This is a genomic window from Luteibacter sp. OK325, assembly GCF_003050935.1.
Lineage (GTDB): Bacteria > Pseudomonadota > Gammaproteobacteria > Xanthomonadales > Rhodanobacteraceae > Luteibacter.
In genome coordinates, this window is record NZ_QAOX01000003.1 from 137,850 (window position 1) to 158,825 (window position 20,976).

The 20,976-nt window shown below is 65.9% G+C and carries 21 protein-coding genes; 10 read left to right on the plus strand and 11 right to left on the minus strand.

The features are described from left to right. Positions 1-65 precede the first annotated feature (65 nt). Positions 66-1,730 (minus strand): YbaL family putative K(+) efflux transporter, encoded by a 1,665-nt coding sequence (ybaL, locus tag C8J98_RS08385; RefSeq protein WP_107912744.1) that lies wholly within the window; start codon positions 1,728-1,730, stop codon positions 66-68. A 130-nt stretch (positions 1,731-1,860) separates the two neighbouring features. Continuing rightward, entirely contained in the window at positions 1,861-3,678 is a 1,818-nt protein-coding gene (gene recQ, locus C8J98_RS08390; protein ID WP_107912745.1) for a DNA helicase RecQ, read from the minus strand. Positions 3,679-3,855: 177 nt separating this feature from the next. On the opposite strand from recQ, the gene C8J98_RS08395 reads away from it, so the two are divergent. Further along, entirely contained in the window at positions 3,856-4,146 is a 291-nt protein-coding gene (locus tag C8J98_RS08395) for a hypothetical protein (protein WP_107912746.1), read from the plus strand. A 13-nt stretch (positions 4,147-4,159) separates the two neighbouring features. On the opposite strand, the gene C8J98_RS08400 is transcribed toward C8J98_RS08395, so the two are convergent. Further along, positions 4,160-4,519 (minus strand): MGMT family protein, encoded by a 360-nt coding sequence (locus C8J98_RS08400; RefSeq protein WP_107912747.1) that lies wholly within the window; start codon positions 4,517-4,519, stop codon positions 4,160-4,162. Positions 4,520-4,595: 76 nt separating this feature from the next. Here C8J98_RS08400 and C8J98_RS08405 point away from each other — a divergent pair, with 76 nt between their 5' ends. Continuing rightward, positions 4,596-5,000, plus strand: a complete 405-nt coding sequence (locus C8J98_RS08405; protein WP_107912748.1) for a hypothetical protein — start codon at positions 4,596-4,598, stop codon at positions 4,998-5,000. Position 5,001: 1 nt separating this feature from the next. Here C8J98_RS08405 and C8J98_RS08410 read toward each other — a convergent pair whose 3' ends face one another. Together C8J98_RS08410 and C8J98_RS08415 are read right to left on the minus strand one after the other, a co-directional pair. Next, positions 5,002-6,126, minus strand: a complete 1,125-nt coding sequence (locus tag C8J98_RS08410; protein WP_107912749.1) for an inorganic phosphate transporter — start codon at positions 6,124-6,126, stop codon at positions 5,002-5,004. 13 nt (positions 6,127-6,139) lie between these two features. Further along, the gene (locus C8J98_RS08415; protein ID WP_107912750.1) at positions 6,140-6,769 is read right to left on the minus strand and encodes a pit accessory protein; all 630 of its coding nucleotides are present in this window, start codon (positions 6,767-6,769) and stop codon (positions 6,140-6,142) included. Between the two features lie 210 nt (positions 6,770-6,979). On the opposite strand from C8J98_RS08415, the gene C8J98_RS08420 reads away from it, so the two are divergent. Beyond that, positions 6,980-8,302 carry a hemolysin family protein gene (locus C8J98_RS08420; RefSeq protein ID WP_107912751.1) on the plus strand — a complete coding sequence of 441 codons (1,323 nt, stop codon included), beginning with the start codon at positions 6,980-6,982 and terminating at the stop codon, positions 8,300-8,302. 349 nt (positions 8,303-8,651) lie between these two features. Here C8J98_RS08420 and C8J98_RS08425 read toward each other — a convergent pair whose 3' ends face one another. Beyond that, positions 8,652-9,428, minus strand: a complete 777-nt coding sequence (locus C8J98_RS08425) for an RNA methyltransferase (protein WP_107912752.1) — start codon at positions 9,426-9,428, stop codon at positions 8,652-8,654. Positions 9,429-9,562: 134 nt separating this feature from the next. On the opposite strand from C8J98_RS08425, the gene C8J98_RS08430 reads away from it, so the two are divergent. Next, positions 9,563-10,366 carry an inositol monophosphatase family protein gene (locus C8J98_RS08430; RefSeq protein ID WP_107912753.1) on the plus strand — a complete coding sequence of 268 codons (804 nt, stop codon included), beginning with the start codon at positions 9,563-9,565 and terminating at the stop codon, positions 10,364-10,366. Between the two features lie 264 nt (positions 10,367-10,630). Further along, entirely contained in the window at positions 10,631-11,683 is a 1,053-nt protein-coding gene (locus C8J98_RS08435; RefSeq protein WP_146171600.1) for a metallophosphoesterase, read from the plus strand. Positions 11,684-11,786: 103 nt separating this feature from the next. Here the strand turns inward: C8J98_RS08435 and hda are convergent, their stop codons facing one another. The 3 genes from hda to C8J98_RS08450 form a co-directional block, all read right to left on the minus strand. Further along, positions 11,787-12,482, minus strand: coding sequence for a DnaA regulatory inactivator Hda (gene hda / locus C8J98_RS08440; protein WP_107912755.1), 696 nt, complete (start codon positions 12,480-12,482; stop codon positions 11,787-11,789). After that, a complete protein-coding gene (locus C8J98_RS08445) occupies positions 12,479-13,636 on the minus strand; it encodes an AI-2E family transporter (RefSeq protein ID WP_107912756.1) in 1,158 nt (385 codons plus the stop codon). Before C8J98_RS08445 ends, hda begins: the two co-directional genes overlap by 4 nt. 70 nt (positions 13,637-13,706) lie before the next feature. Continuing rightward, positions 13,707-14,693, minus strand: coding sequence for a DUF2066 domain-containing protein (locus C8J98_RS08450; RefSeq protein ID WP_107912757.1), 987 nt, complete (start codon positions 14,691-14,693; stop codon positions 13,707-13,709). Between the two features lie 136 nt (positions 14,694-14,829). On the opposite strand from C8J98_RS08450, the gene purM reads away from it, so the two are divergent. The 3 genes from purM (at position 14,830) to C8J98_RS08465 (ending at position 17,502) form a co-directional block, all read left to right on the plus strand. Further along, positions 14,830-15,867, plus strand: coding sequence for a phosphoribosylformylglycinamidine cyclo-ligase (gene purM, locus C8J98_RS08455; RefSeq protein ID WP_107912758.1), 1,038 nt, complete (start codon positions 14,830-14,832; stop codon positions 15,865-15,867). An 8-nt stretch (positions 15,868-15,875) separates the two neighbouring features. Further along, positions 15,876-16,514: a phosphoribosylglycinamide formyltransferase gene (purN, locus tag C8J98_RS08460; protein WP_107912759.1), complete on the plus strand. Its 639-nt coding sequence runs from the start codon at positions 15,876-15,878 to the stop codon at positions 16,512-16,514. Between the two features lie 286 nt (positions 16,515-16,800). Next, positions 16,801-17,502, plus strand: a complete 702-nt coding sequence (locus C8J98_RS08465) for a DUF3108 domain-containing protein (RefSeq protein WP_107912760.1) — start codon at positions 16,801-16,803, stop codon at positions 17,500-17,502. A 171-nt stretch (positions 17,503-17,673) separates the two neighbouring features. Here C8J98_RS08465 and murA read toward each other — a convergent pair whose 3' ends face one another. Continuing rightward, complete coding sequence (gene murA / locus C8J98_RS08470; RefSeq protein ID WP_107912761.1) at positions 17,674-18,933, minus strand: UDP-N-acetylglucosamine 1-carboxyvinyltransferase; 1,260 nt, start codon at positions 18,931-18,933, stop codon at positions 17,674-17,676. 51 nt (positions 18,934-18,984) lie between these two features. Continuing rightward, positions 18,985-19,224, minus strand: coding sequence for a BolA/IbaG family iron-sulfur metabolism protein (locus tag C8J98_RS08475; protein WP_107912762.1), 240 nt, complete (start codon positions 19,222-19,224; stop codon positions 18,985-18,987). Positions 19,225-19,393: 169 nt separating this feature from the next. Here C8J98_RS08475 and C8J98_RS08480 point away from each other — a divergent pair, with 169 nt between their 5' ends. Both C8J98_RS08480 and C8J98_RS08485 read left to right on the plus strand, forming a co-directional pair. Then, positions 19,394-20,407 carry a KpsF/GutQ family sugar-phosphate isomerase gene (locus C8J98_RS08480; protein ID WP_107912763.1) on the plus strand — a complete coding sequence of 338 codons (1,014 nt, stop codon included), beginning with the start codon at positions 19,394-19,396 and terminating at the stop codon, positions 20,405-20,407. 20 nt (positions 20,408-20,427) lie between these two features. Continuing rightward, positions 20,428-20,976: an HAD-IIIA family hydrolase gene (locus C8J98_RS08485; RefSeq protein ID WP_107912764.1), complete on the plus strand. Its 549-nt coding sequence runs from the start codon at positions 20,428-20,430 to the stop codon at positions 20,974-20,976.

Sequence of the window (20,976 nt, forward strand, 5' to 3'; positions counted from 1 at the left end):
GTCCTCGTCGCGGGGGGCGCTATTCCGTTCACGGTAGCCGCCGGGACGTTAGAACCGCGTAGCGATCAGTGACCTGACGTAGCCGCTGGAGCACGGTCGCCACGCGCGGCTTCGAACAGGCTATGCGCAAGTTCCTGCTCTCCGTAGATGACTTCGCTGGCTCCGAGGCCGGCGAGGTGATCCATGCACTCCTGCGAGTGTGCGCGAGCCACGATGGGCAAATCGGCGCGAAGCTGCCGCGCCGCACGAACCACCTGCCCGGCTTCGAACGGATCAGGCACCGCGACGATCAGCGCCCGCGCACTGGTGAGATTCGCCTCGGCGAGGACCAGAGCGGCGGCGGCGTTACCGATAACCACGTCCGCCTCGCCCGAATCGCGCAAGCTGCGTACGGCATCCTCGTCGGTCTCGATGACCAGCACGCGCGCGCCGGCCGCGCGTAGCTCGGCGAACACGCGGCGACCGACGCGGCCGAAACCGACCAGCACCGTATGGCCACCGGTCGCCGCCGGATGTTGCTCAGGTGCATCGGCGTCGTGTTTGGCGATCCAGCGATCCAGCGCCACGAAGAGCAGCGGATTGACCAGGATGGACACGATGGCTGCGGCGAGGATCACGTCGCGCGTCTGGGCGTTGATCAGGCCGACCGACACGCCGAGAGCGGCGAGGATGAAGGAAAACTCGCCGATCTGCGCGAGGCTGGTCGCGATGGTCAGCGCCGTCTTCACCGGTCGACCGAAGGCCCGCACAATGACGAACGCGGCGGCGGACTTGCCGACGATGATGATCAGGCACGCGGCCAGCACGACCCACGGATGCTCGACAAGAACGTGCGGGTTGAACAGCATGCCGATCGAAACGAAGAACAGCACGGCGAAGGCGTCGCGCAACGGCAGGGTTTCCTCCGCCGCCTGCTGCGACAGCTTCGATTCGCCCATCATCATGCCGGCGAAGAACGCGCCCAGTTCGAACGAGACGTCGAACAGGTGGGCGGCGCCGAAGGCGACACCCAGGGCCATCGCCAGTACCGCGAGGCGGAACAGTTCGCGCGAACCGGTGGCTGACACCGCTTGCAGCGTCCAGGGAATGACACGCTTGCCGACAATGAGCATCAGGGCGACGAAAACCACGACCTTGCCGATGGTCCAGGCCACGGTCTCGAACAGTTCACCCATCGACGGTGCGGCGCCACCCTTCTCCGAGCCCAGGAAGCCGCCGATCGCCGGCAGCAGGACCAGCGCCAGGACCATTGCGAGATCCTCGACGATCAGCCAGCCGACCGCGATGCGACCGCGATCGCTGTCGAGCAGGCGGCGCTCTTCCATCGCACGCAACAGGACCACGGTGCTGGCCACGGATAACGCAAGCCCGAACACGAAGCCCTGCGCGAGGGGCCAGCCCAGTCCCCAGCCAAGCAGCATGCCGAGCCCGGTGGCGACACTCATCTGCACGGCGGCGCCGGGGATGGAGATGGCCTTGACCGAGAGCAGGTCCTTCAAGGAGAAGTGCAGACCCACACCAAACATCAGCAGGATGACGCCGAGGTCGGCCAGCTCCTGGGCGATACCCGCGTCGGCGACGTAACCCGGAGTGAAGGGCCCGGCCACGACACCGGCGACGAGATAGCCGGCGAGGACCGGCAGCCGAAGGCGATTGGCAATGGCGCCGAAGATGAAAGCGAGGACGAGTCCACCGACGATGGTGGCGATGAGTGGCGTGGCGTCGTGCATGGGATGTCCTATACAACATGTGTGTAGGAGCCGGCTATGCCGGCGATGGGGGCGCCGGCTAAACCGCTTCGTTGGCTATCGCCGCTGAAGCGGCTCCTACATTCACAGCCCGGTACGTCTGAGGATATGCTCAGGCGCCGCTCGCCGTCAGCACGGCGAGGAAATCCTTGCCGTAGCGCTTGAGCTTATTCTCGCCAACGCCGCTGATCGAACCGAGTTCGTCTTCGTTGGCCGGCAGCGCGCGTAGCATGGCCAGCAGGGTGGCATCGTGGAAGATCACGTACGCGGGCACGCCATGTTGTTTGGCGAGCTCCGAGCGCACGCGACGCAGTTCGCTCCACAACGGCTGCTCGATCTCCTCGATGCCAAGCGACCCACCCGTGGTTGCCGGCGATGGCCGCGAGCTGCGACGACCCTTGGCCGGACGCGCATCCTCGCGCAACCACACCTTCCGTTCGCTTTTCAGTACCGGGCCGCTGGTCGGTGAAAGGCGGAGCGTGCCGTAGCCCTCGGGATCGGCTTCGATCAGGCCGGCCGCCAGCAACTGGCGAAACACCGACCGCCATTGGGTGGCGTCCATGTCGGCGCCGACGCCGAACACGGTGAGCTGGTCATGACGCAGGTCGCGCACGCGTTCGCCGGCTTCGCCACGAAGGATTTCGATGAGGTGACCTGCGCCATAGCGCTGGCCGCTGCGATAGATGCAGGACATGGCCTTCTGTGCGGCAAGGGTGGCGTCCCATGTCGTGGGCGGAACCAGGCAGTTATCGCAATTACCGCAGGGTTGCGGATAAACCTCGGCGAATGCCTCGAGCAACAGCTGCCGGCGGCAGCGCGTGGCCTCGGCAAAGCCGAGCAGGGAGTCGAGCTTGAGGCGCTCGATCCGCTTGCGATCGTCGCCGGCTTCGGACTGCGAAATCATCTGGCTCATGGTGACGACGTCACCCAGGCCGTAAACCATCCAGGCTTCGGCCGGCAGTCCGTCGCGACCGGCACGACCGGTCTCCTGGTAATAGCCCTCCATGCTGCGTGGAAGGTCCAGGTGAGCGACGAAGCGCACGTCGGGCTTGTCGATGCCCATGCCGAAGGCAACGGTGGCCACCATCACCACGGCATCCTCACGAAGGAAGCGCTGCTGGTGTCGCGTGCGCATGTCGCCATCGAGACCGGCGTGGTACGGCAAGGCTTCGACGCCTGCCTCGACCAGCCACGCTGCCGTTTCGTCCACCTTGCGGCGGCTCAGGCAATAGACGATGCCGGCTTCGCCGCGATGCGCGTCGAGAAAGTCCAGCAGCTGCCGCCGTGCGTTCTGCCGCGGTGCGACGCGATAGCGAATGTTGGGACGGTCGAAGCTGGAGACGAAGCGGCGGGCAGCGTGTAGGCCGAGCCTTTCAACGATTTCCTCGCGCGTTCGGTCGTCCGCCGTGGCGGTGAGGGCAATACGCGGTACTTCGGGAAAGCGCTCGTGGAGGATCGCCAGTTCGCGGTATTCGGGGCGAAAGTCGTGACCCCACTGAGAGACGCAGTGTGCCTCGTCGATAGCGAACAAGGCGATCGGGATGCGGTCGAGCAAGCCGAGGAAGCGGCCGGTGAGGAGACGTTCCGGCGCGACATAGAGCATGTCCAGGTCGCCGGCGAGGAGCAACTCTTCCACCTCGCGCTGGGTGGCCGAGTCGAGGCTGGAGTTGAGGTAACGGGCGCGGACGCCGGCCTCGGTCAGCGCGTCGACCTGGTCTTGCATGAGGGCGATGAGTGGCGAGACGACGATGCCCGTGCCATGGCGCATCAGCGCGGGAATCTGGAAACACAACGACTTGCCGCCACCCGTAGGCATCAGGACGAGGGCGTCGCCGCCGTTGGCGACCTCCTCGACGATGGCCTGCTGCTGGCCGCGGAACTCGGGGTAACCAAAAACGGAATGAAGGAGGTCGTGGGCCTGGGACTGCATGCGGCCATGCTAACAAACCGGCGCTTTGATCCGTTATGCGCTGGCAGCTGAACGGGCTGTGGGCTCACTCCGATTTGGGATGAAAGCGATGTTCTTTCACGGCGAGGGAGCAGGTAATGGAGCCGGGCCAGCATCCGCGGCCCATCGGCCGTTCGTGTCCTTCGGTGGAGAAGGCCCATGCAGATTCGATGTCTCGCCGTTTCCTGTCTTGCCTGCTGCCTTATCGCAGGCGCCCCTTGGGTCCACGCGGAAGGCGGCCGTATCGTCTTCGCAGGCAGCATTATCGAGCAGGGCTGCCCCGTTCGCGGCAACACGCTCGATTGTCCGCCCGGGCGACGGGTAGATGCCGTCGTCCGCTCGCTCGACATGACGTCGGCACGGCGCCAGATTCGCGCCTCGCTGTTGGCCTATGCACTGCAGAGGGACCGTTCCGCCGACTGGCAGGTGGTCGACATCACCTACCGCTGAGGCGACCTGCGCGTCAGCCCCAGATGGCCCGGTCCAGGTCGTGGTCAAGACCAAAAGCGCTCATCGGCACGCGACCATCCTTCACGGTGACTCCTTCGGCCTTGAGCCGCCGGCACTGCTCACGAAAACCCTGCGTCCCCGCCGGTATGCCAATCCGTCCGTCGGCCCGGAGCACGCGGTGCCAGGGAAGGTCGAGGCGGTTGGGCGCATCGCCGAGCACCCGGCCGATAAGCCGGGCGCGTCCGGGGTAGCCGGCGCGCGCGGCGATGGCACCGTAGCTGGCGACACGGCCGCGGGGAATCGCCGCCACCGCGTCGATGATCCGTGTCGCGCGGAGCGCGCGGGCCTCGTCGTTGTCGAGTTCATCCGTCATGGTCGTTTCGTGCATGTCTGGAAACGGCAGGGAGCGTACCATCGACCCTCCCCAGTGACGGACCTTACCCACGGCCATGCGACACTTCGAGGCAATCCGCTCCCATGTCGGCGGCGTCCACAAGCTCCGCCAGAATGAGCCTTATGTGATCAGCTTCGACCTGGAGCTGCCCGACGGACGCCACCAGGGTATCTACCTGGCCGAGCTGGAAGATTCCGAAGGCCTCCGCTTCCTGCGCCTGTCCACCCCGATCGGCCCACTGGCCGGCGTCGACGCGCGGCGCTGCCTTCGTTTCAACTGGGAGCAGCGCACGGGATACCTGGCCGAGGCGGACCTCGACGGCTCGCCCTACCTGCACCTGTGCGAGAACCGCCCGTATGACTACCTGGACGAGAGTGAACTCACTCGCCTGATCGAAGAACTGGGCGCGACCGGCGACCAGCTCGAGCAAGTCGTCAACGGCGAAGCCGACGCCCTCTGAGTCAGAGGAACAGCCGGCTGAGCTTGACCAGGCCGTAGCCGATACCCGCCGTAATCGGCAGGGTCAGGATCCAGGCCCAGACCATCCGCTCCACCACGGACCAACGGATGGCGTTCCAGCGCTTTGCCGCGCCCACGCCCATGATCGACGCCGACACGTTGTGCGTGGTCGACACCGGCACGCCGAGCATGGATGCGGTGAGGATCACCGCGGCCGAACTGCCTTCAGCCGCGAAGCCGTTGATCGGATGCAGCTTGACCATCTTGTGACCCAGCGTCTTGATGATGCGCCAGCCACCGCCCGCGGTGCCCGCAGCCATGGTCAGGGCGCAAACCACCTTGACCCAGACCGGGATCGGGAATCCACCCGGCGCCGCCGGATCGTGCGGAATACGCAGGAAGTGCAGGATCGTCGGCAGGTGGTCGAAGTGACCGGCCGCCGTCGCACCGGCCAGGGCCAGGGCGATGATGCCCATGCTTTTCTGCGCGTCGTTCATGCCGTGGGACAGGCCCATCGCGCTGGCCGAGACGATCTGCGCCTTGCCGAAGAAGCTGTTGACGAAGGGCGTGCGGCCGAAACGGCGCAGTGGGCCCTTGCGGCTCGAGAAGAAGCCGAGCAACGCGTACAGACCGCCCATCAGGAGGTAGCCGATGACGAAGCCGAGGAAGGGCGAGACGATCATCGGCAGGATGACCTTGGGCATGACGCCCTTGCCCAGCCACCAGTGTGCCCCGCCCTGCCACCAGATGATCGAGTGGAGGTTGCCGTCCGAGGCAGCGAGGGCCGCGCCGCAGAGGCCACCGACGAGGGCGTGGCTGGAGCTGGAGGGCAGGCCCATCCACCAGGTGATGAGGTTCCAGATGGTGGCGCCGAGCAGTGCGCTGATCAGCAGCTGCGAGCCCACGTCCACCACACCAGTGTCGATCAGCCCGGAGGCGATCGTCGCTGCGACGGCGGTTCCCCACAGCGCACCCGCCAGGTTGGTGACCGCGGCCAGCAGAACGGCCTGCCCCGGGGTGAGAACCTTGGTCGCGACCACGGTGGCGATAGAGTTCGCCGTGTCGTGGAAACCGTTGATATAGGTGAACGCGAGGGCGATCAGGACGACCGCGATGACCATGCTCATGGGACGGCCGCCCTCAGGAGTTCTTGAGCACGATGGAATAGACGACGTTGCCGACATCGCGGCACTTGTCCACCGCCTTTTCCACCAGCTCGAACAGATCCTTGGCGAGGATGGCGCGCAGCGGATCGGAAGCTTCGGCGTAGAGCGTACGGTAGGGATCGAGCAAGAGGCGGTCGGCCTCGGACTCCAGCGCCTGCAGCTGGTCACGCAGCTTTTTCACCGGGTCGATCTTCAGGCCGTGGCGCAGCTGGCCAATCATGGCGACCACCACCTCGGCCGAACGCTCCAGCAGGGCCGCGCGCTGACTGAAGTCGATGCCCTGGAGCCGCTCGGCGACGATCACGTAGCGCTCGGCGAACTTCTCGATGGTCTTGGGAATCTTGTACAGCGCGGAGTTCAGCGCTTCGATGTCTTCGCGATCCAGGGCGGTCACGAAGGTGTTGACCAGCTCTTCGCCGATCTGGCCGTGCAAGGCCTTCTCCCGGGCCCGGGCCGTGCTGAAGGCGGCCATCACGGGGTTACGGTCGGCCTGGGTGACCAGCTCATGCATCGCCTTGGCGCTTTCGCGGGCGGCTTCCGCGCTGGCCTCGAGCAGGCCATAGAACTTGTCGCCCTTACCGAACATCGTCTGGAGTGAAAACATGGGGTCGCCTGGAGGAACCTGGGGGATTTGTGACCGCAATGTTACCGGAAGAGACCGATTCATCGGCGATCAGGACATGTGGGAGCCGATTCATCGGCGATCAGGACATGTGGGAGCCGATTCATCGGCGAAAAGCCAACGGAGCGGCGACGCCGCAACGCCACGATCCCCAAACCCCCAATCCCCCCCGGTCTGATATATATCCCCCCAATGCTCTCCGAAATCCTGCTCGTCCTCGTCCTTTCCCTCGGCAACGCCTTCTTCGCGCTGTCCGAGATGTCCGTCGTCGCCTCGCGCAAGAGCCGCCTGAAACAGATGGCCCGCACCAGTCGCCGGGCCGGCGTGGCCCTGCGCCTGGCCGAGTCGCCGGAGCGCTTCCTGTCGACCGTGCAGGTCGGCATGACCCTGATCATCCTGGTCACCGGCGCCGTGGCAGGTGACACGCTCGGCGCGCAGTTCACCGCCCTGCTCCACGACGGCGAGCCCGCCTGGCTGGAGCCCTACGCGAAGATCATCGGCTGGCTGCTCGGCTTCCTGCTGATGTCGCTGGTCCAGATCGTCATTGGCGAACTGGTACCCAAACGCGCCGCACTGACCGCGCCCGAACGCATCGCCTCGCAGATCGCCGTGCCCATGCTGGTCATCTCGCGGATCACCCTGCCGATGGTCTGGCTGCTCAACCATCTCTCCAGCGGCATCCTGCACGTGCTCCGCCTGCGCCGCGGCGATGCCTCGGCGGCCACGGAAGAAGAGATCCGCCTGCTCGTGGCGGAAAGCGCCGAGCAAGGCATCCTCGACCTCGACGAACGCAACATGGTCAACCGCGTGCTTCGCCTCGGCGACCGTACCGTGGGCTCAGTGATGACCCCACGGATGAAGATCGCCTGGCTCGACACGAATGCGTCGCAGGAGGACAACCTCGAGGTACTGCGCGAGACGCCGTTCTCGCGCTACCCGGTCTATCGCCGCGACGAGAGCGAGGTCATCGGCACCGTCGAAGTGAAATCGCTGTTCGGCTCCCTGCAACGGGGCGAGGTGGACCTGTTCAAGCACATCTCCCGCCCGCTTTTCGTGCCGGCGACCGCGCGCGCCCTGGATCTGCTCGAATCCTTCCGTGATGCCGACACCCAGCTTGCCCTGGCCGTGGACGAGTACGGTGACATCGAAGGCCTGGTCACCCTCAACGACCTGCTCTCGGCCGTGGTCGGTGCCACTGCGCCCTCCACCGACACCACCACGCACGACGGCCCCATCGTCCGTCGCGAGGACGGCAGCTGGCTCGTCGATGGCGCACTGCCAGCCGACGACCTGCGCGAACTGTTGCAGATCGACCGCCTGCCCAACGAGGAAGAGCACGACTTCCGGACGGCCGCGGGCATGGTAACGACCAACTTCGGACACATACCGCATGCCGGCGAGTCCTTCGTCTGGCAGGGTATCCGTTTCGAAGTGCTGGACATGGACGGCGCCCGCATCGACAAGCTTCTGGTCAGCGTGGTCGGCGAGAACGAGGCGCTCGTGCAGGAGCAGTAGCTGCGGATAGCCGCTGCGCCTCGCATCCGTAGGAGCCGCTTCAGCGGCGAACCCTCAGGCTATCGGGTATGCGAACGAGGCCTTGCGATGATGGGGCGAGCGGTTGAACCGCCTGCACGATGCAATGCAACGCCTCGTTCGCGACATCACCGCTGAGGGTTCGCCGGCGCAGCCGGCTCCTACAAGAGCTGCGCCCGCGGCCCCAAGGGCCTTGCCGCTCGCGGCTCCAACGCCGAAACAGCATGTGGCGGCGCAAGCCGCCGGATACATGGGGCGCGACGCGAACGGCCTTTCGCCGATGAATCGGCTCCCACCATGGAAACAGGAGCTCGCGAAGCGAGCTGTCCGATCAATCTTTCTTGTGGGCGATTTCAGCCATGCGCTGGGCGTCGGCGAGGATGCCGTGGAGGATGCGGAGTTCGCGCAGTTCCGGGCGGGCGCGAAGGAAGAGCTTGCGCAGCTTCAGCATGATGGTGACCGGCGACCGGCCCTTGTGGAACTCGATGTCGTCGAGGGTCTGGCCCAGGTGGGTGAAGAATCGCTCGAGCTGCTCGGCGTCCGCGGGAACTTCGTCCGGGTCGAGAACAGCCTCCGGGACTCTCGCCACATCCTTCGCCTCGTCGGCCAGGAGAGCGGAGCGCAACTCGTAGGCAACGACCTGCACCGCCTGGGACAGGTTCAGTGAGCTGAAGTCGTCCACGCTCGGGATGCGGATCATGGCGTGGCAGCGGGAGAGCTCATCGTTCTCCAGGCCGGTGCGTTCGTTACCGAAGACCAGGGCGACCTGTTCGCCCCGACGGGCAGCGGCAAGGGCCTGGGCCACGCCCTCGCGGGGATCCAGCTCGGGGATGTTCACCCCCCGCCGACGCGCCGAGAGGCCCAGGGCAAAGGTCGTGCCGGTCAGGCCGGCCACCAGATCGTCCTGGATGGACGCTTTACCGAGCACATCGTCCGCGCCAGCCGCCAGCGCCGTGGCCTCCGGGTCGGGGAAGCGATGGGGCGCCACCAGGGTCAGCTGGTCGAAGCCCATGGTGCGCATGGCGCGCGCCGCCGAGCCGATGTTGCCCGAATGCGAGGTGCGGACGAGGACGAAACGGAGGCGGTCGTTGAGCTCGGAAAGGGCCATGGCATCGGGAGGCTGAACGGGAGGACCGGAAAGTCTACAACGGCAATGACTTGGGTGAGCCGCAAGGCGGTGTTAAACTGCCCGACCGACGCGGCCCGACCGCGCTCACCTGTTCTTTTACCAAGTCGATCCCCATGCCCAGACCCGCCGTCAACGTTGCGGCGCGCGCCGCGCGCTCCGCAGGAAACATCATCCTGCGCTACATGAATCGCCTCGAAGGCCTCGCGGTCGTCGAAAAGCAGCGCATGGACTTCGCTTCCGAGGTCGATCGCCTCGCCGAAGCCGAGATCGTGAAGGAACTCCGCCGCGCCTACCCCACCCACGCCATTCTGGGTGAGGAATCGGGGCAGATCGGCAAGGGGCCGCTGACCTGGGTCATCGATCCGCTCGATGGCACGCACAACTACCTGCGTGGCATTCCCCACTTCTGCGTCTCCATCGCCTTGGTCGAAAAGGGCGAACCGGTCTATGGCGTGGTCTTCGACCCCCTGCGCGATGAGCTCTTCACCGCCAGCAAGGGCGATGGCGCCTACCTCAACGATCGCCGCATCCGCGTGGGCAAGCGTGAAGGCCTCTCCGGCGCACTGATCGCAACCGGTTACCCGTACCGCGCCCGCAACCATCTCGAGTCGCAGCTGGCGATGACAGCCGCGCTGCTCACCGAGGCCGAAGACATCCGTCGCATGGGCTCGGCGGCACTGGACCTGGCTTACGTGGCGTCCGGTCGCGTCGACGGCTTCTTCGAGCCGGCGCTCAACATCTGGGACATCGCGGCGGGCGCCCTGCTCGTACGCGAAGCCGGCGGCATCTACGGCGACTTTGCCGGCCGTGAAGGCCTGCCGGAGAGTGGCAACATCATCGCCGGCAACATCAGCGTCGCCAAGGCAATGACCGAGGTGATCAAAGCCAACGCCACGGCACGCCTGCTCGGGGTTTAATCCGACAGGCAATGTAGGCGATTGGTTCGCCTGCATGGGCGATTGCGCCGCACGATCGACCACCAAAGCGCGCGTCCCTGACAGGGCGCGCGCTTTGTCGTTGGGCCGCCCAAAAAATAAAGACCGCCTTTGCGCTGAAGCGTGTGGTCTCAGACCTGACATCGCCCTGGCATAGGCCTACAGGCGCCCGCTTGCTGTCCGCCTAATCTGTCGTTGCGAACCGGACGTTCGCATGCATCCGCACCGACACAAGGACGAAATGCCGTGACAAGAAAACCCTTAACCCACCGCGCCCTCACCCTGGCGATCGCCATGGGCGCCCTCGCCTTTGCCGCGAACACCACGGCGGAGGTCCGGACGATGATCGTGACCTCCGATCCCCAGTACCCGTGGACCGACCGCATGGAGGAAGAGCCATCCATCCCCGAAACCGAGAGCGAACGCAACCGCCGTTCCGAAGAGCTCATCACCGAGCAGTACACAAGCATCGCGGCTTATCGGGCGGCGCGACCCGGTGAAGACATTCCCGTATTCATCAACGGCGACATCACGGCTCACGGGCATGGCTGGCAACGTAGTGTGATGGCGCGGCTCCTTCCCATCCTCGGCGATAACGTGCACCTGGGGCTGGGCAATCACGACTACAAGAACAATGTCACGCCGGAGGGCGGCTACAACAGCGCCGCCTGCTATAACAACGGCTGCACGCGCGACAGCATCCAGGACCTCGTCAGGCATGTCACCGACAAAGCCGGCAAGGTCGCCTTCGATTACTCGGCGAACCAGGGCGTCTTCAAGACCCTTCACCAGGGTAGCCTCGCTTATGCCACGAAGGCACGAGGGCTCGATCGCGTACTGAACATCCAGCTCAACTATTCCCCGCTGTACGAGGTAACGTTCGAGTCGACGGAGGCGCTTCGCGTCAATCGCTACGAACTCGTGTCGCCCCTGCCCTGGCTGCGCAACCTGCTCGAGACCAAACTGGAAAAGCCCACGTTCGGAGACTGGAAGGACCGCGAGTACGACTTCGCCATCATCCATATGCATGACCCGGATCATTTCGATGGCAACTTCGCAAGACTGGTCATCAATGCCGACGTCCCAGCCATCTTCGCAGGTCACCTGCACAAGGACATGGGCCTCTACCGTACGATCGGCAGCGTGCCGGTTTTCCTCAGCGGATCAGCGTCGCAGCGTACCTACCTGATTGTCGAACACGACACCGACGAGGATGTGCTGCGGGTGTACGGCGTGCGTGAGAACAGCCCCGGGCAGAAGCAACTGATCCGCAGCGTGCCCGTCCACCGCAACCGCTGACCTGTGGGAGCCGATTCATCGGCGATCCCGCGGAGCGGGCCGGGTGACGGTAAGCACCCATCGCCGCTGAAGCGGCTCCCACAACGGAAGCGGCCCCACAATTTCAGTCGTTCTTCAGCAGATTGCGCAGGAACGGTACGGTGACCCGCCGCTGCGCGGCGAGCGACGCGCGGTCGAGTGTATCGAGCAGGTCGAGCAAGGCGCCCAGATCGCGTGCGTGGTGTGCAAACAGCCAATCGAGCACGGTGTCGTCGAGCTCGATGCCGCGACCGGCTGCATGATCGCGAAGCACCTGGCGGCGCTCAACGTCCGCCAGCGGCTTCAGCAGGGCCTGCGTTAGCGAGCCCAGACGCGATCGAAGATCCGGCAAGGCAATTTCCAGCGACACCGGCGCGCCCACCGAGGCAAACAGCAATGTGCAGCCATCCGCGCGATAACGGTTGAAGGTGTCGAACAGCGCGTGCTCGGCATCGGCCTCACCGGCGATGGAGTCGACATCGTCGATCGCGAGCACGTCGCTGCCAGCCATGCCCCGGATGGCCGCTGCCCGCGAACCACGCAACCCCGCCAGCGGCAGGTACTGCGCCGTGCGCCCGGCGTCGATCGCCGCCTGGCACGCGGCGATGAGCAAATGCGTGCGACCGCTACCGACAGGCCCGGCAACGAAAACCCAGGGCGCTGCCGGATCGACCGCGGCGGCTTGCACCGCTTCGACCGCGACCGCGTTCTCACCAGCATGAAAATGCTCGAACCGCTGACGACGTGGCCAGCGCAGAGCGAGAGGAAGCTGGGTCGTCATGGACCGCCGTCACCCGGAATCGTGGGTCGAGCCGGCGTCACGTTGACATCCACATCCACGTCCACGTCGATCCGTTCCGGCTCCGCCGTGGCCGCCGGCTCCATGTACAGATCGCTCTCGCGATAACGTGCGAACACGTAGCGCATCAACACCACCACGACCGAGGCGGCCGGCAGCGCCAGCAGCACGCCAAGGAAGCCGAACAGGTGGCCACCGGCCAACACGGCGAAAATCACTGCCACCGGATGCAGGCCGATCTTGCCGCCGACCAGGCGAGGCACCAGCACGTAGCCCTCGAGCAGCTGGCCGACGGTGAACACCACTGCCACCAGGATCACGTGCGTCCAGTCGCCGTACTGCACCAGTGCGGCGATCAACGCAGCGACGAAGCCGATCATGAAGCCCAGGTAGGGCACGAAGCTGAGCAGGCCGGCGACCATGCCGATCAGCGGGCCGATCGAGATGCCGCACAGCGTGAGGCCGATGCCGTAGAAGAGGCCAAGCGCCAGCATCACCAGCAACTGGCCGCGGACGAAGGCGCCGAGCACCTGGTCCGATTCGCGCGACAGGCGCACCACGGTCGGCTCGATGGAACGCGGCAGCAGGCGCTGGATGTGCGCGATCATCGTGTCCCAGTCGCGCAGCAGATAGAACGCGACCACCGGAATCAGCACGAGGTTGGTCAGCCACATGACGATGCCCATGCCGGACTGCGACACCTTCGCCACCGCCGTCGCCAGCACGCTGCTGACCGAGCCGATATGTTCCTTGATGGTCGCGATCAGGCGATCGCTGTCGAAGACATCGGCGTCCAGGTGCAGGCGCTGCTGGATCCACGGCAGTGCCGTACTCCGCGCCCATTCAACGTAGCGCGGCAGGTTCTCGGCAAGGTTCTCGAACTGGTGCTGGATAAGTGGGACCAGCAGGAGCAGCGTGCCGACGACGATCAGCGCGATGACGGTGAAGACGATGCTCACCGCCCACGACCGACCCATGCCCAGGCGCTGCAGGCGATCCGCCAGCGGGTCACCCAGGTAGGCAAGCATCGCGGCGACGGCGAACGGCATGAGCACCGGCGCAAGCAGCCAGATCACGAAGATGATGACGGCGGCGATCGCAAGCATCTGCCAGCGGCGCGAAGTGTCGTGAGTCATGCGATTCCAGTTTCGACATAGAGGTGACGCCGCCATCGTCCCGCGGCGGCGGTGACGCCATTGTCGCGGATCAGGGGATCCAGCGAACGGCGAGGTCGGCGCCGTCGTGGGCGTCGGCGGCAAGCACATGGCCAGCGGAGGCGTAGCCGGCGATGAGGCGGGCCAGTGGAGCGGTGGCACTCACGTTCAGCAGCACGCCATCGGTCGTGGCGCTTATCGGGGCTACCGACTTCACTGCGGGATCATTCTGGAACGTCGAGAGCAGGCCAGCATAGTCGGCCGCCGAGCGCATCCCGGAAACCCACACCTTACCGCTGGAACTGCCGCCCTGGGCCGCCGTGAACTGGCGGTCGAGCTTGTCGGCCATGGCGTTGGCGCCATTGGAGAGCAGCGCGGCGCGGGCCTCGCCACTGTCCTTCCAGTTGGACGTGCGTCCCGCCGACACCAGGGTCCAGTCGGTCTGGTCGCCGCCGACCTTGCCGATCAGGATCACGGCGGTGTTGTACTGGCGGGCCACGGTGGCGATCGCGGCGGCGTCGCCGCCGGCGATGGCATTCGCATCGACGGTGGAATCCAGCTTCGGCAAGACGGTCTGGTAGCCGCGGGTATCGGCCATCTGCGATAGCGGGAGAAGGTCCTGCTGCCCAAGCAGCTTGCCGCTGGCGTCGTGGGCAATCACCAGCACCGGCGGCTTCGGCGCGGCCGCGGCGGCGTCGCCGACAGCCAGCACGCGGCGGATCGCGCCGGGGTCGAACACGATATCCAGGCTCAATGGCGCACCGTTGGCCCCGCCGGTCCGTGCGTACTGGTACTGCTGGACCAGACCGCCGGGCTGCTTCATGGCCTCGGCGTAGCCCGGCTTCGAGCGCGGATCCGCGCCGTTCGAGGCGCGGGCGAGCACCTGGGTCAGGCCGTTGGCGAAAGCCTGGTCGCGCACCGCGGCGCTGGTATCGGCTACCGGCACCGTTACCGTGTAGATCGCGGTCTGCGCCGCCGCCGTGCCGACGAAGGACAGCAGGAAAAGCATCAGGAAGGCGAGGAAACGGGCTGGGCGCATGATTTTGGCGTCGCTTTATGAAGACGGGGAGTCTGCCCAAACCTTGCCATGCCGTCCATCCAGACCGCGTGCAGGGCAGGCCGCGAGGTCGCTTGCTGTTATCATGCACGGTTTCCAATACGCGCCGGAATCGCTTATGTCCTCCGACCAGGGCTCTCTTACCTACCGCGACGCGGGCGTCGACATCGACGCTGGCAACGCCCTCGTCGAACGCATCAAGCCCATGGTCAAGCGGACCTTCCGCCCTGAAGTCATGGGCGGGCTCGGTGGCTTCGGCGGCCTGTTCGACCTCTCCGGCCGTTACAAGGAGCCGGTACTGGTGTCGGGCACCGACGGCGTGGGCACCAAGCTCAAACTGGCCCAGCACCTGGGCCGGCACGACACGATCGGCATCGACCTGGTCGGTATGTGCGTCAACGACGTGCTCGTCCAGGGCGCGGAGCCGCTGTTCTTCCTCGACTATTTCGCCACCGGCAAGCTCGATGTCGACACGGCCGCGTCGGTCATCAGCGGTATCGCCCGTGGCTGTGAGCTGGCCGGTTGCGCCCTGATCGGCGGCGAGACCGCGGAAATGCCCGACATGTACCCGCCGGGCGAGTATGACCTCGCCGGTTTTACCGTCGGCGCGGTGGAAAAGTCCGCGATGAACGATGGTTCGAAGATCGTCGCCGGCGACGTCATCCTCGGCGTGGCGGCCTCCGGCCCGCACTCCAACGGGTATTCGCTCATCCGCAAGATCCTCGAGCGCGCCGGCTCGCCGCTCGACCTGGATCTGGGTGGCGTGAAGCTGGGCGACGCGCTGATGGCGCCCACCACCATCTATGTGAAGCCGATCCTCGACCTTTTGACCCGGGTGGACGTGCACGGCATGGCCCATGTCACCGGCGGTGGCCTCAAGGAAAACATCATCCGCGTGGTGCCCGATGGCCTCGGCCTGAGCATCGACGCATCCTCGTGGGAACTGCCGCCGGTGTTCCAGTGGCTGCAGCGCGAAGGCAACGTCGCCCGCGAAGAAATGTGGCGCACCTTCAACTGCGGCATCGGCTTCACCGTGCTGCTGGCGCCGACGCAGGTGGACGCCGCCAGGGCCGCACTCGCTGCTCACGGTCTCGCCTCCTGGGCGATCGGCTCGGTCGTCGCCGCCAGCGGTGACGAGCGCGTCCACATCGCCTGATCCGTTCCGTGGATCGACCCTTGCGTGTCGCCGCGCTCGCTTCGGGGCGCGGCAGTAACCTCGCCGCGCTCATCGCCGCGCGGCTGCCCATCGAATTCGTGCTGGTCGGCAGCGACAAGGCCTCGGCCGGCGCCCTGACGATCGCAGCCGAGGCAGGCATTCCGACGGTTGCGCTGAGCCCCCGCGACTACGCCACGCGTGCCGATTTCGATCGCGCACTATTCGGACGGGTAGCGGACGCGGGTGCGGACCTGCTGGTGCTGGCCGGCTTCATGCGGATCATCGACGCGAGCGTCGTGGCCGACTGGGAAGGCCGCGCCATCAATGTGCATCCGTCGCTGCTGCCTAAGTATCGCGGACTGCACACGCATCGCCGCTGCCTCGAAGCCGGCGACGCCGAACACGGTGCCAGCGTGCATTTCGTCACGGCGGAACTGGATGGCGGCCCGGTTGTGGCACAGGCACGTATTGCCGTGCGGCCTGAAGACACCGAAGCTTCGCTGGCCACACGGCTGCTGGTCGAAGAGCACCGGCTGTTGCCCGCCGTCGTGGGCGCGATCGCCAGCGGTCGGCTGCGCTGGGAAGACGGGGCCGTCTTCGACGGCCTGCCGCTGACCAGCCCCCTCGATATCAACCAGCTCCTGTAATCGCCCGGCGCCTGTGGGAACCGCCCCTTGTGGGAACCGCCCCTTGTGGGAACCGCCCCTTGTGGGAGCCGCCCCTTGTGGGAGCCGCTTCAGCGGCGATTGCCAGATTGCAGATAGGTCGGGCAGCATCACCGCTCCGTCGGCTTTTCGCCGCTGAAGCGGCTCCCACATGTCTCCTCCCACATGTCTCCTCCCACATGTCTCCTCCCACATGTCCCCTCCCGTATGTCTCCTCCCACATGTCCCCATTGCCCCACATTCAGGCGCCGCCGTTAAACTCGGCGGCATGAAGACCACCCCCCTGCTCCGCGCCGGCTTTGCGCTGGCCCTCGCCCTGCCTGTCGCCGCGTTTGCCGCGGACGTACCGCAGTCCTTCACCGCGACATATCACGTGCTCCAGGGCGGCGATCCGCTCGGCGACGCGACCATCACCCTGAAGTCCATCGGTGGCGGCAAGTACGAGTACAGCAACCAGACCAAGGGTACCGGCGGCCTCGCGGCGATCGCCGGCGCCAATGTGGTGGAGGTCTCGCAGTTCGCCTGGTCCGGCAAGGTGCCGGCGGCGATCAGCTACCACTACCAGCTCGACTCTTCGTTCAAGAGCAAGACACGTGACCTGACCATCCACGGCAACACCGTGCAGGTGCAGGACACCAAGAAGAGCTATAGCTATGCGGCGGTGCCGAACATGGTGGAGCGCAATACGCTGCCGCTCGCGCTCGGTGTCGCGCTGGCCGCAGGCCAGCAGCAGGTCACCTTCCCCGTCGCTGTGAAGCAGGCCGTGGAGAACCAGTCGTTCAAGGTGTCGGGCAAGGAGAAGGTCACTGTTCCCGCCGGCTCGTTCGACGCCCAACGCGTGGACCGCGCCGACGAAGCCGCCAGTTTCAGCGCGTGGTACGTGCCGACGAAATATCCGGTACCGGTAAAGCTCGCGCAGAAGGATGGCGGTGACCTGACCCTGGAGCTCGTCAGCTTCAAGGGCAACTAACGCTGACCAGCGGCGGCATGGCGGCTCCTTGTGGGAGCCGCTTCAGCGGCGATTGGGTGCTGGCGGTAATCTGGCCCGCTGCCGCGGGATCGCCGCTGAAGCGGCTCCCACAGCCGCTGAAGCGGCTCCCACAATCGCCGGCAATAGCCGGCTCCCACAACGGCCTTTCTTTCAGCCCGGCAGGCGACGGATCGTCGCGCCGAGCACGCCCAGCTTCTCTTCGATATTCTCGTAGCCGCGATCGATGTGGTACACGCGGTCGACCGTGGTATCGCCTTCGGCGACCAGGCCAGCGAGCACCAGGCACGCCGAGGCACGCAGGTCGGTCGCCATGATCGGTGCGCCACTCATCTTCGGCACGCCGGCGATGATGGCCGTGTTGCCTTCGAGGCGAATGTCCGCACCCAGGCGCTGCAGTTCCAGCGCATGCATGAAGCGGTTCTCGAACACCGTCTCGGTGATCACGCCCACGCCTTCGGCGATGCAGTTGAGCGCGGTGAACTGCGCCTGCATGTCGGTCGGGAACGCCGGGTACGGTGCGGTGACCAGATTGACGGCCTTGGGACGGCGACCGCCCATGTCGAGCTCGATCCAGTCCTTGCCCGTGCTGATGTGCGCGCCGGCTTCTTCGAGCTTCTGCAGCACGGCGTCCAGGGTGTCCGAACGCGCGCCGCGCGCACGCACCTTGCCGCCGGTCATCGCGGCGCCGACCAGGAAGGTGCCGGTTTCGATGCGGTCGGGCAGCACTTCATAGTGCGCACCGTGCAGGCGCTCGACGCCTTCGACGATAAGCGTGGACGTGCCGATGCCGTCGATCTTCGCGCCCATGGCGAGCAGGCAGTGGGCGAGATCGACCACCTCGGGCTCCTGCGCGGCGTTCTCGATGATCGTGGTGCCCGAGGCCAGGGTGGCGGCCATCAGGATGTTCTCGGTACCGGTGACGGTGACCATGTCCATGACGATGCGGGCACCCTTCAGGCGGCCGGCCTTCGCCTTGATGAAGCCGTTCTCCACGGTGATCTCGGCGCCGAGCGCCTGGAGTCCGCGGATGTGCTGGTCTACCGGGCGCGAGCCGATCGCGCAACCGCCGGGCAGCGAAACCTCGGCCTTGCCATAGCGCGCCACCAGGGGGCCAAGCACGAGGATCGAGGCCCGCATGGTGCGAACCAGTTCGTACGGCGCCACGCAGGAATTTTCCGGGCGCGGATCGATGTGCATTTTCATGCGATCGTCCAGCACCACGCGAACGCCCATACGGCCGAGCAGTTCGATGAAGGTGGTGACGTCGTGCAGGTGCGGCACGTTGCCGATGCTTACCGGTTCGTCGGCAAGCAGGCAGGAAGCGAGAATGGGGAGTACGGCGTTCTTCGCACCGGAAATGCTCACATCACCCACGAGCGGGTTACCGCCGGTGATCAGGATCTTGGCCATGTTGTCGAATACTCAGAAAGGGAGGTCGTGCGAAGGGTGTCGCGGCGCGCTTCAGCGGCGGCCTGCGGCCTCTTCGGGAGTGAGGGTCTTCAGGCCCAGGGCGTGGATGGCACCGCCCATGAGCTCGCCGAGCGTGGCGTAAACAAGGCGATGACGCGCCAGCGGCAGCTTGCCGGCAAACTGTTCCGAGATGACATCGGCCTCGAAGTGCACGCCGTCGTCGCCGCGAACGTTCACCAGGGCACCGGGCAAGCCGGCTTCGATCAATGCCTGGATGCGGGCAGCGTCCATGGATTCTCCGTAGGAAGGGGTCGTCGGGCCGAAGGGTTCCGAAACGGACCCTGAACCACCGTTCGATGGCGGCGACGATAAAATGAGAATATGTAATGGTAATGGAAATCCGGTGTCGCAGAAATGGACATCCCGGGTCAAACGCCCCAACCCGGACCCCCGAGGCCGCATGAATGCCCGCACCGCTCCGCCTGTCGATCACCCGCTCGTGAATGCCGATATCGTCGTCCGTAGCGCGCGTACCGTGATCGTCACCGAGGCGGCGGCGATCCGCGCCCTTGAAAAGAAGGTCGACGCATCCTTCGTGCAGGCCTGCCAGATGATCATGGCCTGCAAGGGCCGCGTGGTCGTCTCCGGCATGGGCAAGAGCGGTCACATCGCCCGCAAGATCGCCGCGACCCTGGCTTCCACCGGCACGCCGTCGTTCTTCGTCCATCCGGGCGAGGCCAGCCACGGCGACCTCGGCATGATCCAGCCGGACGACATCCTGCTCGGAATCTCCTACTCCGGCGAGACCGACGAACTCCTCTTCATTATCCCGGCGATCAAGCGTCAAGGCATCCAGCTGATCGCGATCACGGGCAACCCGAAGTCGTCGCTGGCCAAACAGGCCGACGTGAATATCGACGCCAACGTGGGCTCGGAAGCCTGCCCGCACGGCCTGGCGCCGACGGCCAGCACCACCGCCGCGCTGGTCATGGGCGATGCCCTCGCCGTGGCACTGCTTGAAGCGCGCGGCTTCACCCCGGACGACTTCGCGCGCTCGCACCCGGCCGGCAGCCTCGGCCGCCGCCTGCTCCTGCATATCGCGGATGTCATGCACGCGGGCGACGATGTCCCCCGCGTGCACCTCGAAGCCACCCTCAGCGAAGCGCTCGTCGAAATGAGCCGCAAGCACCTGGGCATGACCGCCGTGGTCGACGACGACGGGCGCCTCCTGGGCGTCTTCACCGACGGCGACCTTCGTCGCTGCCTCGACGACGAAGGCGTGGACCTGCGCAGCGCCACGGTCGCGGAGTTGATGACCCGCGGGCCAAAGACCATCGGCTCGGACAAGCTCGCCGTGGAAGCCGCGCAGCTGATGGAAAAGCACCAGATCAATGCGCTGCTGGTCACCGATGCCGACGGGCGCGTGGTCGGCGCGCTCAATATTCACGACCTGCTCCGCGCCCGCGTCGTCTGACGCCCAGCAACCAGAAGCCCATGGCCTACACGCATTACACCGAGATTTCCGCCGATGTCGCCGAGCGCGCGGCCAACGTACGCGTGGTCGTGTTCGACGTCGACGGTACGCTCACCGACGGCCGCCTTTGGTACGCCGAGGACGGTCGCGAGACCAAGGTCTTCCACGTGCACGACGGGCTAGGCCTGAAGCGCCTGCAGGAAAACGGCATCAAGGTCGCGATCATCACTGCCCGCATCAGTCATCCGGTGTCACTGCGCGCCGAAGAACTCGGCATCCAGCATGTGTACCAGGGCCAGAAGGACAAGCGAGCCTGCCTGACCGAGCTGCTGAACGCCCTGCGCCTGACACCCGAACAATCCGCCTTCGTCGGCGACGACCTCCCGGACCTCGCGGCCATGGGCATCGCCGGACTCGCGGTGGCCGTGGCCAATGCCCATCCCTGGGTGGCCGAGCGTGCACACGTGCGCACCCGGCTCTCGGGTGGCTATGGCGCCGCCCGTGAGGTGGCCGACCTGATCCTCGCCGTGCAGGGCAAGGCCGAAGCCGAGCGGGACCGCTGGCTGTGA

Excerpts from the sequence above, each read along its gene's own strand:
- C8J98_RS08405 (WP_107912748.1), top strand. The coding sequence starts at position 4,596 with ATGCGACACTTCGAGGCAATCCGCTCCCATGTCGGCGGCGTCCACAAG.
- C8J98_RS08485 (WP_107912764.1), top strand. The coding sequence starts at position 20,428 with ATGGCCTACACGCATTACACCGAGATTTCCGCCGATGTCGCCGAGCGC.
- C8J98_RS08400 (WP_107912747.1), bottom strand. The coding sequence starts at position 4,519 with ATGACGGATGAACTCGACAACGACGAGGCCCGCGCGCTCCGCGCGACA.
- C8J98_RS08420 (WP_107912751.1), top strand. The coding sequence starts at position 6,980 with ATGCTCTCCGAAATCCTGCTCGTCCTCGTCCTTTCCCTCGGCAACGCC.
- C8J98_RS08430 (WP_107912753.1), top strand. The coding sequence starts at position 9,563 with ATGCCCAGACCCGCCGTCAACGTTGCGGCGCGCGCCGCGCGCTCCGCA.
- purM (WP_107912758.1), top strand. The coding sequence starts at position 14,830 with ATGTCCTCCGACCAGGGCTCTCTTACCTACCGCGACGCGGGCGTCGAC.
- C8J98_RS08475 (WP_107912762.1), bottom strand. The coding sequence starts at position 19,224 with ATGGACGCTGCCCGCATCCAGGCATTGATCGAAGCCGGCTTGCCCGGT.
- C8J98_RS08445 (WP_107912756.1), bottom strand. The coding sequence starts at position 13,636 with ATGACTCACGACACTTCGCGCCGCTGGCAGATGCTTGCGATCGCCGCC.
- ybaL (WP_107912744.1), bottom strand. The coding sequence starts at position 1,730 with ATGCACGACGCCACGCCACTCATCGCCACCATCGTCGGTGGACTCGTC.
- C8J98_RS08450 (WP_107912757.1), bottom strand. The coding sequence starts at position 14,693 with ATGCGCCCAGCCCGTTTCCTCGCCTTCCTGATGCTTTTCCTGCTGTCC.
- C8J98_RS08465 (WP_107912760.1), top strand. The coding sequence starts at position 16,801 with ATGAAGACCACCCCCCTGCTCCGCGCCGGCTTTGCGCTGGCCCTCGCC.
- hda (WP_107912755.1), bottom strand. The coding sequence starts at position 12,482 with ATGACGACCCAGCTTCCTCTCGCTCTGCGCTGGCCACGTCGTCAGCGG.
- C8J98_RS08480 (WP_107912763.1), top strand. The coding sequence starts at position 19,394 with ATGAATGCCCGCACCGCTCCGCCTGTCGATCACCCGCTCGTGAATGCC.
- murA (WP_107912761.1), bottom strand. The coding sequence starts at position 18,933 with ATGGCCAAGATCCTGATCACCGGCGGTAACCCGCTCGTGGGTGATGTG.
- C8J98_RS08415 (WP_107912750.1), bottom strand. The coding sequence starts at position 6,769 with ATGTTTTCACTCCAGACGATGTTCGGTAAGGGCGACAAGTTCTATGGC.
- recQ (WP_107912745.1), bottom strand. The coding sequence starts at position 3,678 with ATGCAGTCCCAGGCCCACGACCTCCTTCATTCCGTTTTTGGTTACCCC.
- C8J98_RS08410 (WP_107912749.1), bottom strand. The coding sequence starts at position 6,126 with ATGAGCATGGTCATCGCGGTCGTCCTGATCGCCCTCGCGTTCACCTAT.
- C8J98_RS08395 (WP_107912746.1), top strand. The coding sequence starts at position 3,856 with ATGCAGATTCGATGTCTCGCCGTTTCCTGTCTTGCCTGCTGCCTTATC.
- C8J98_RS08425 (WP_107912752.1), bottom strand. The coding sequence starts at position 9,428 with ATGGCCCTTTCCGAGCTCAACGACCGCCTCCGTTTCGTCCTCGTCCGC.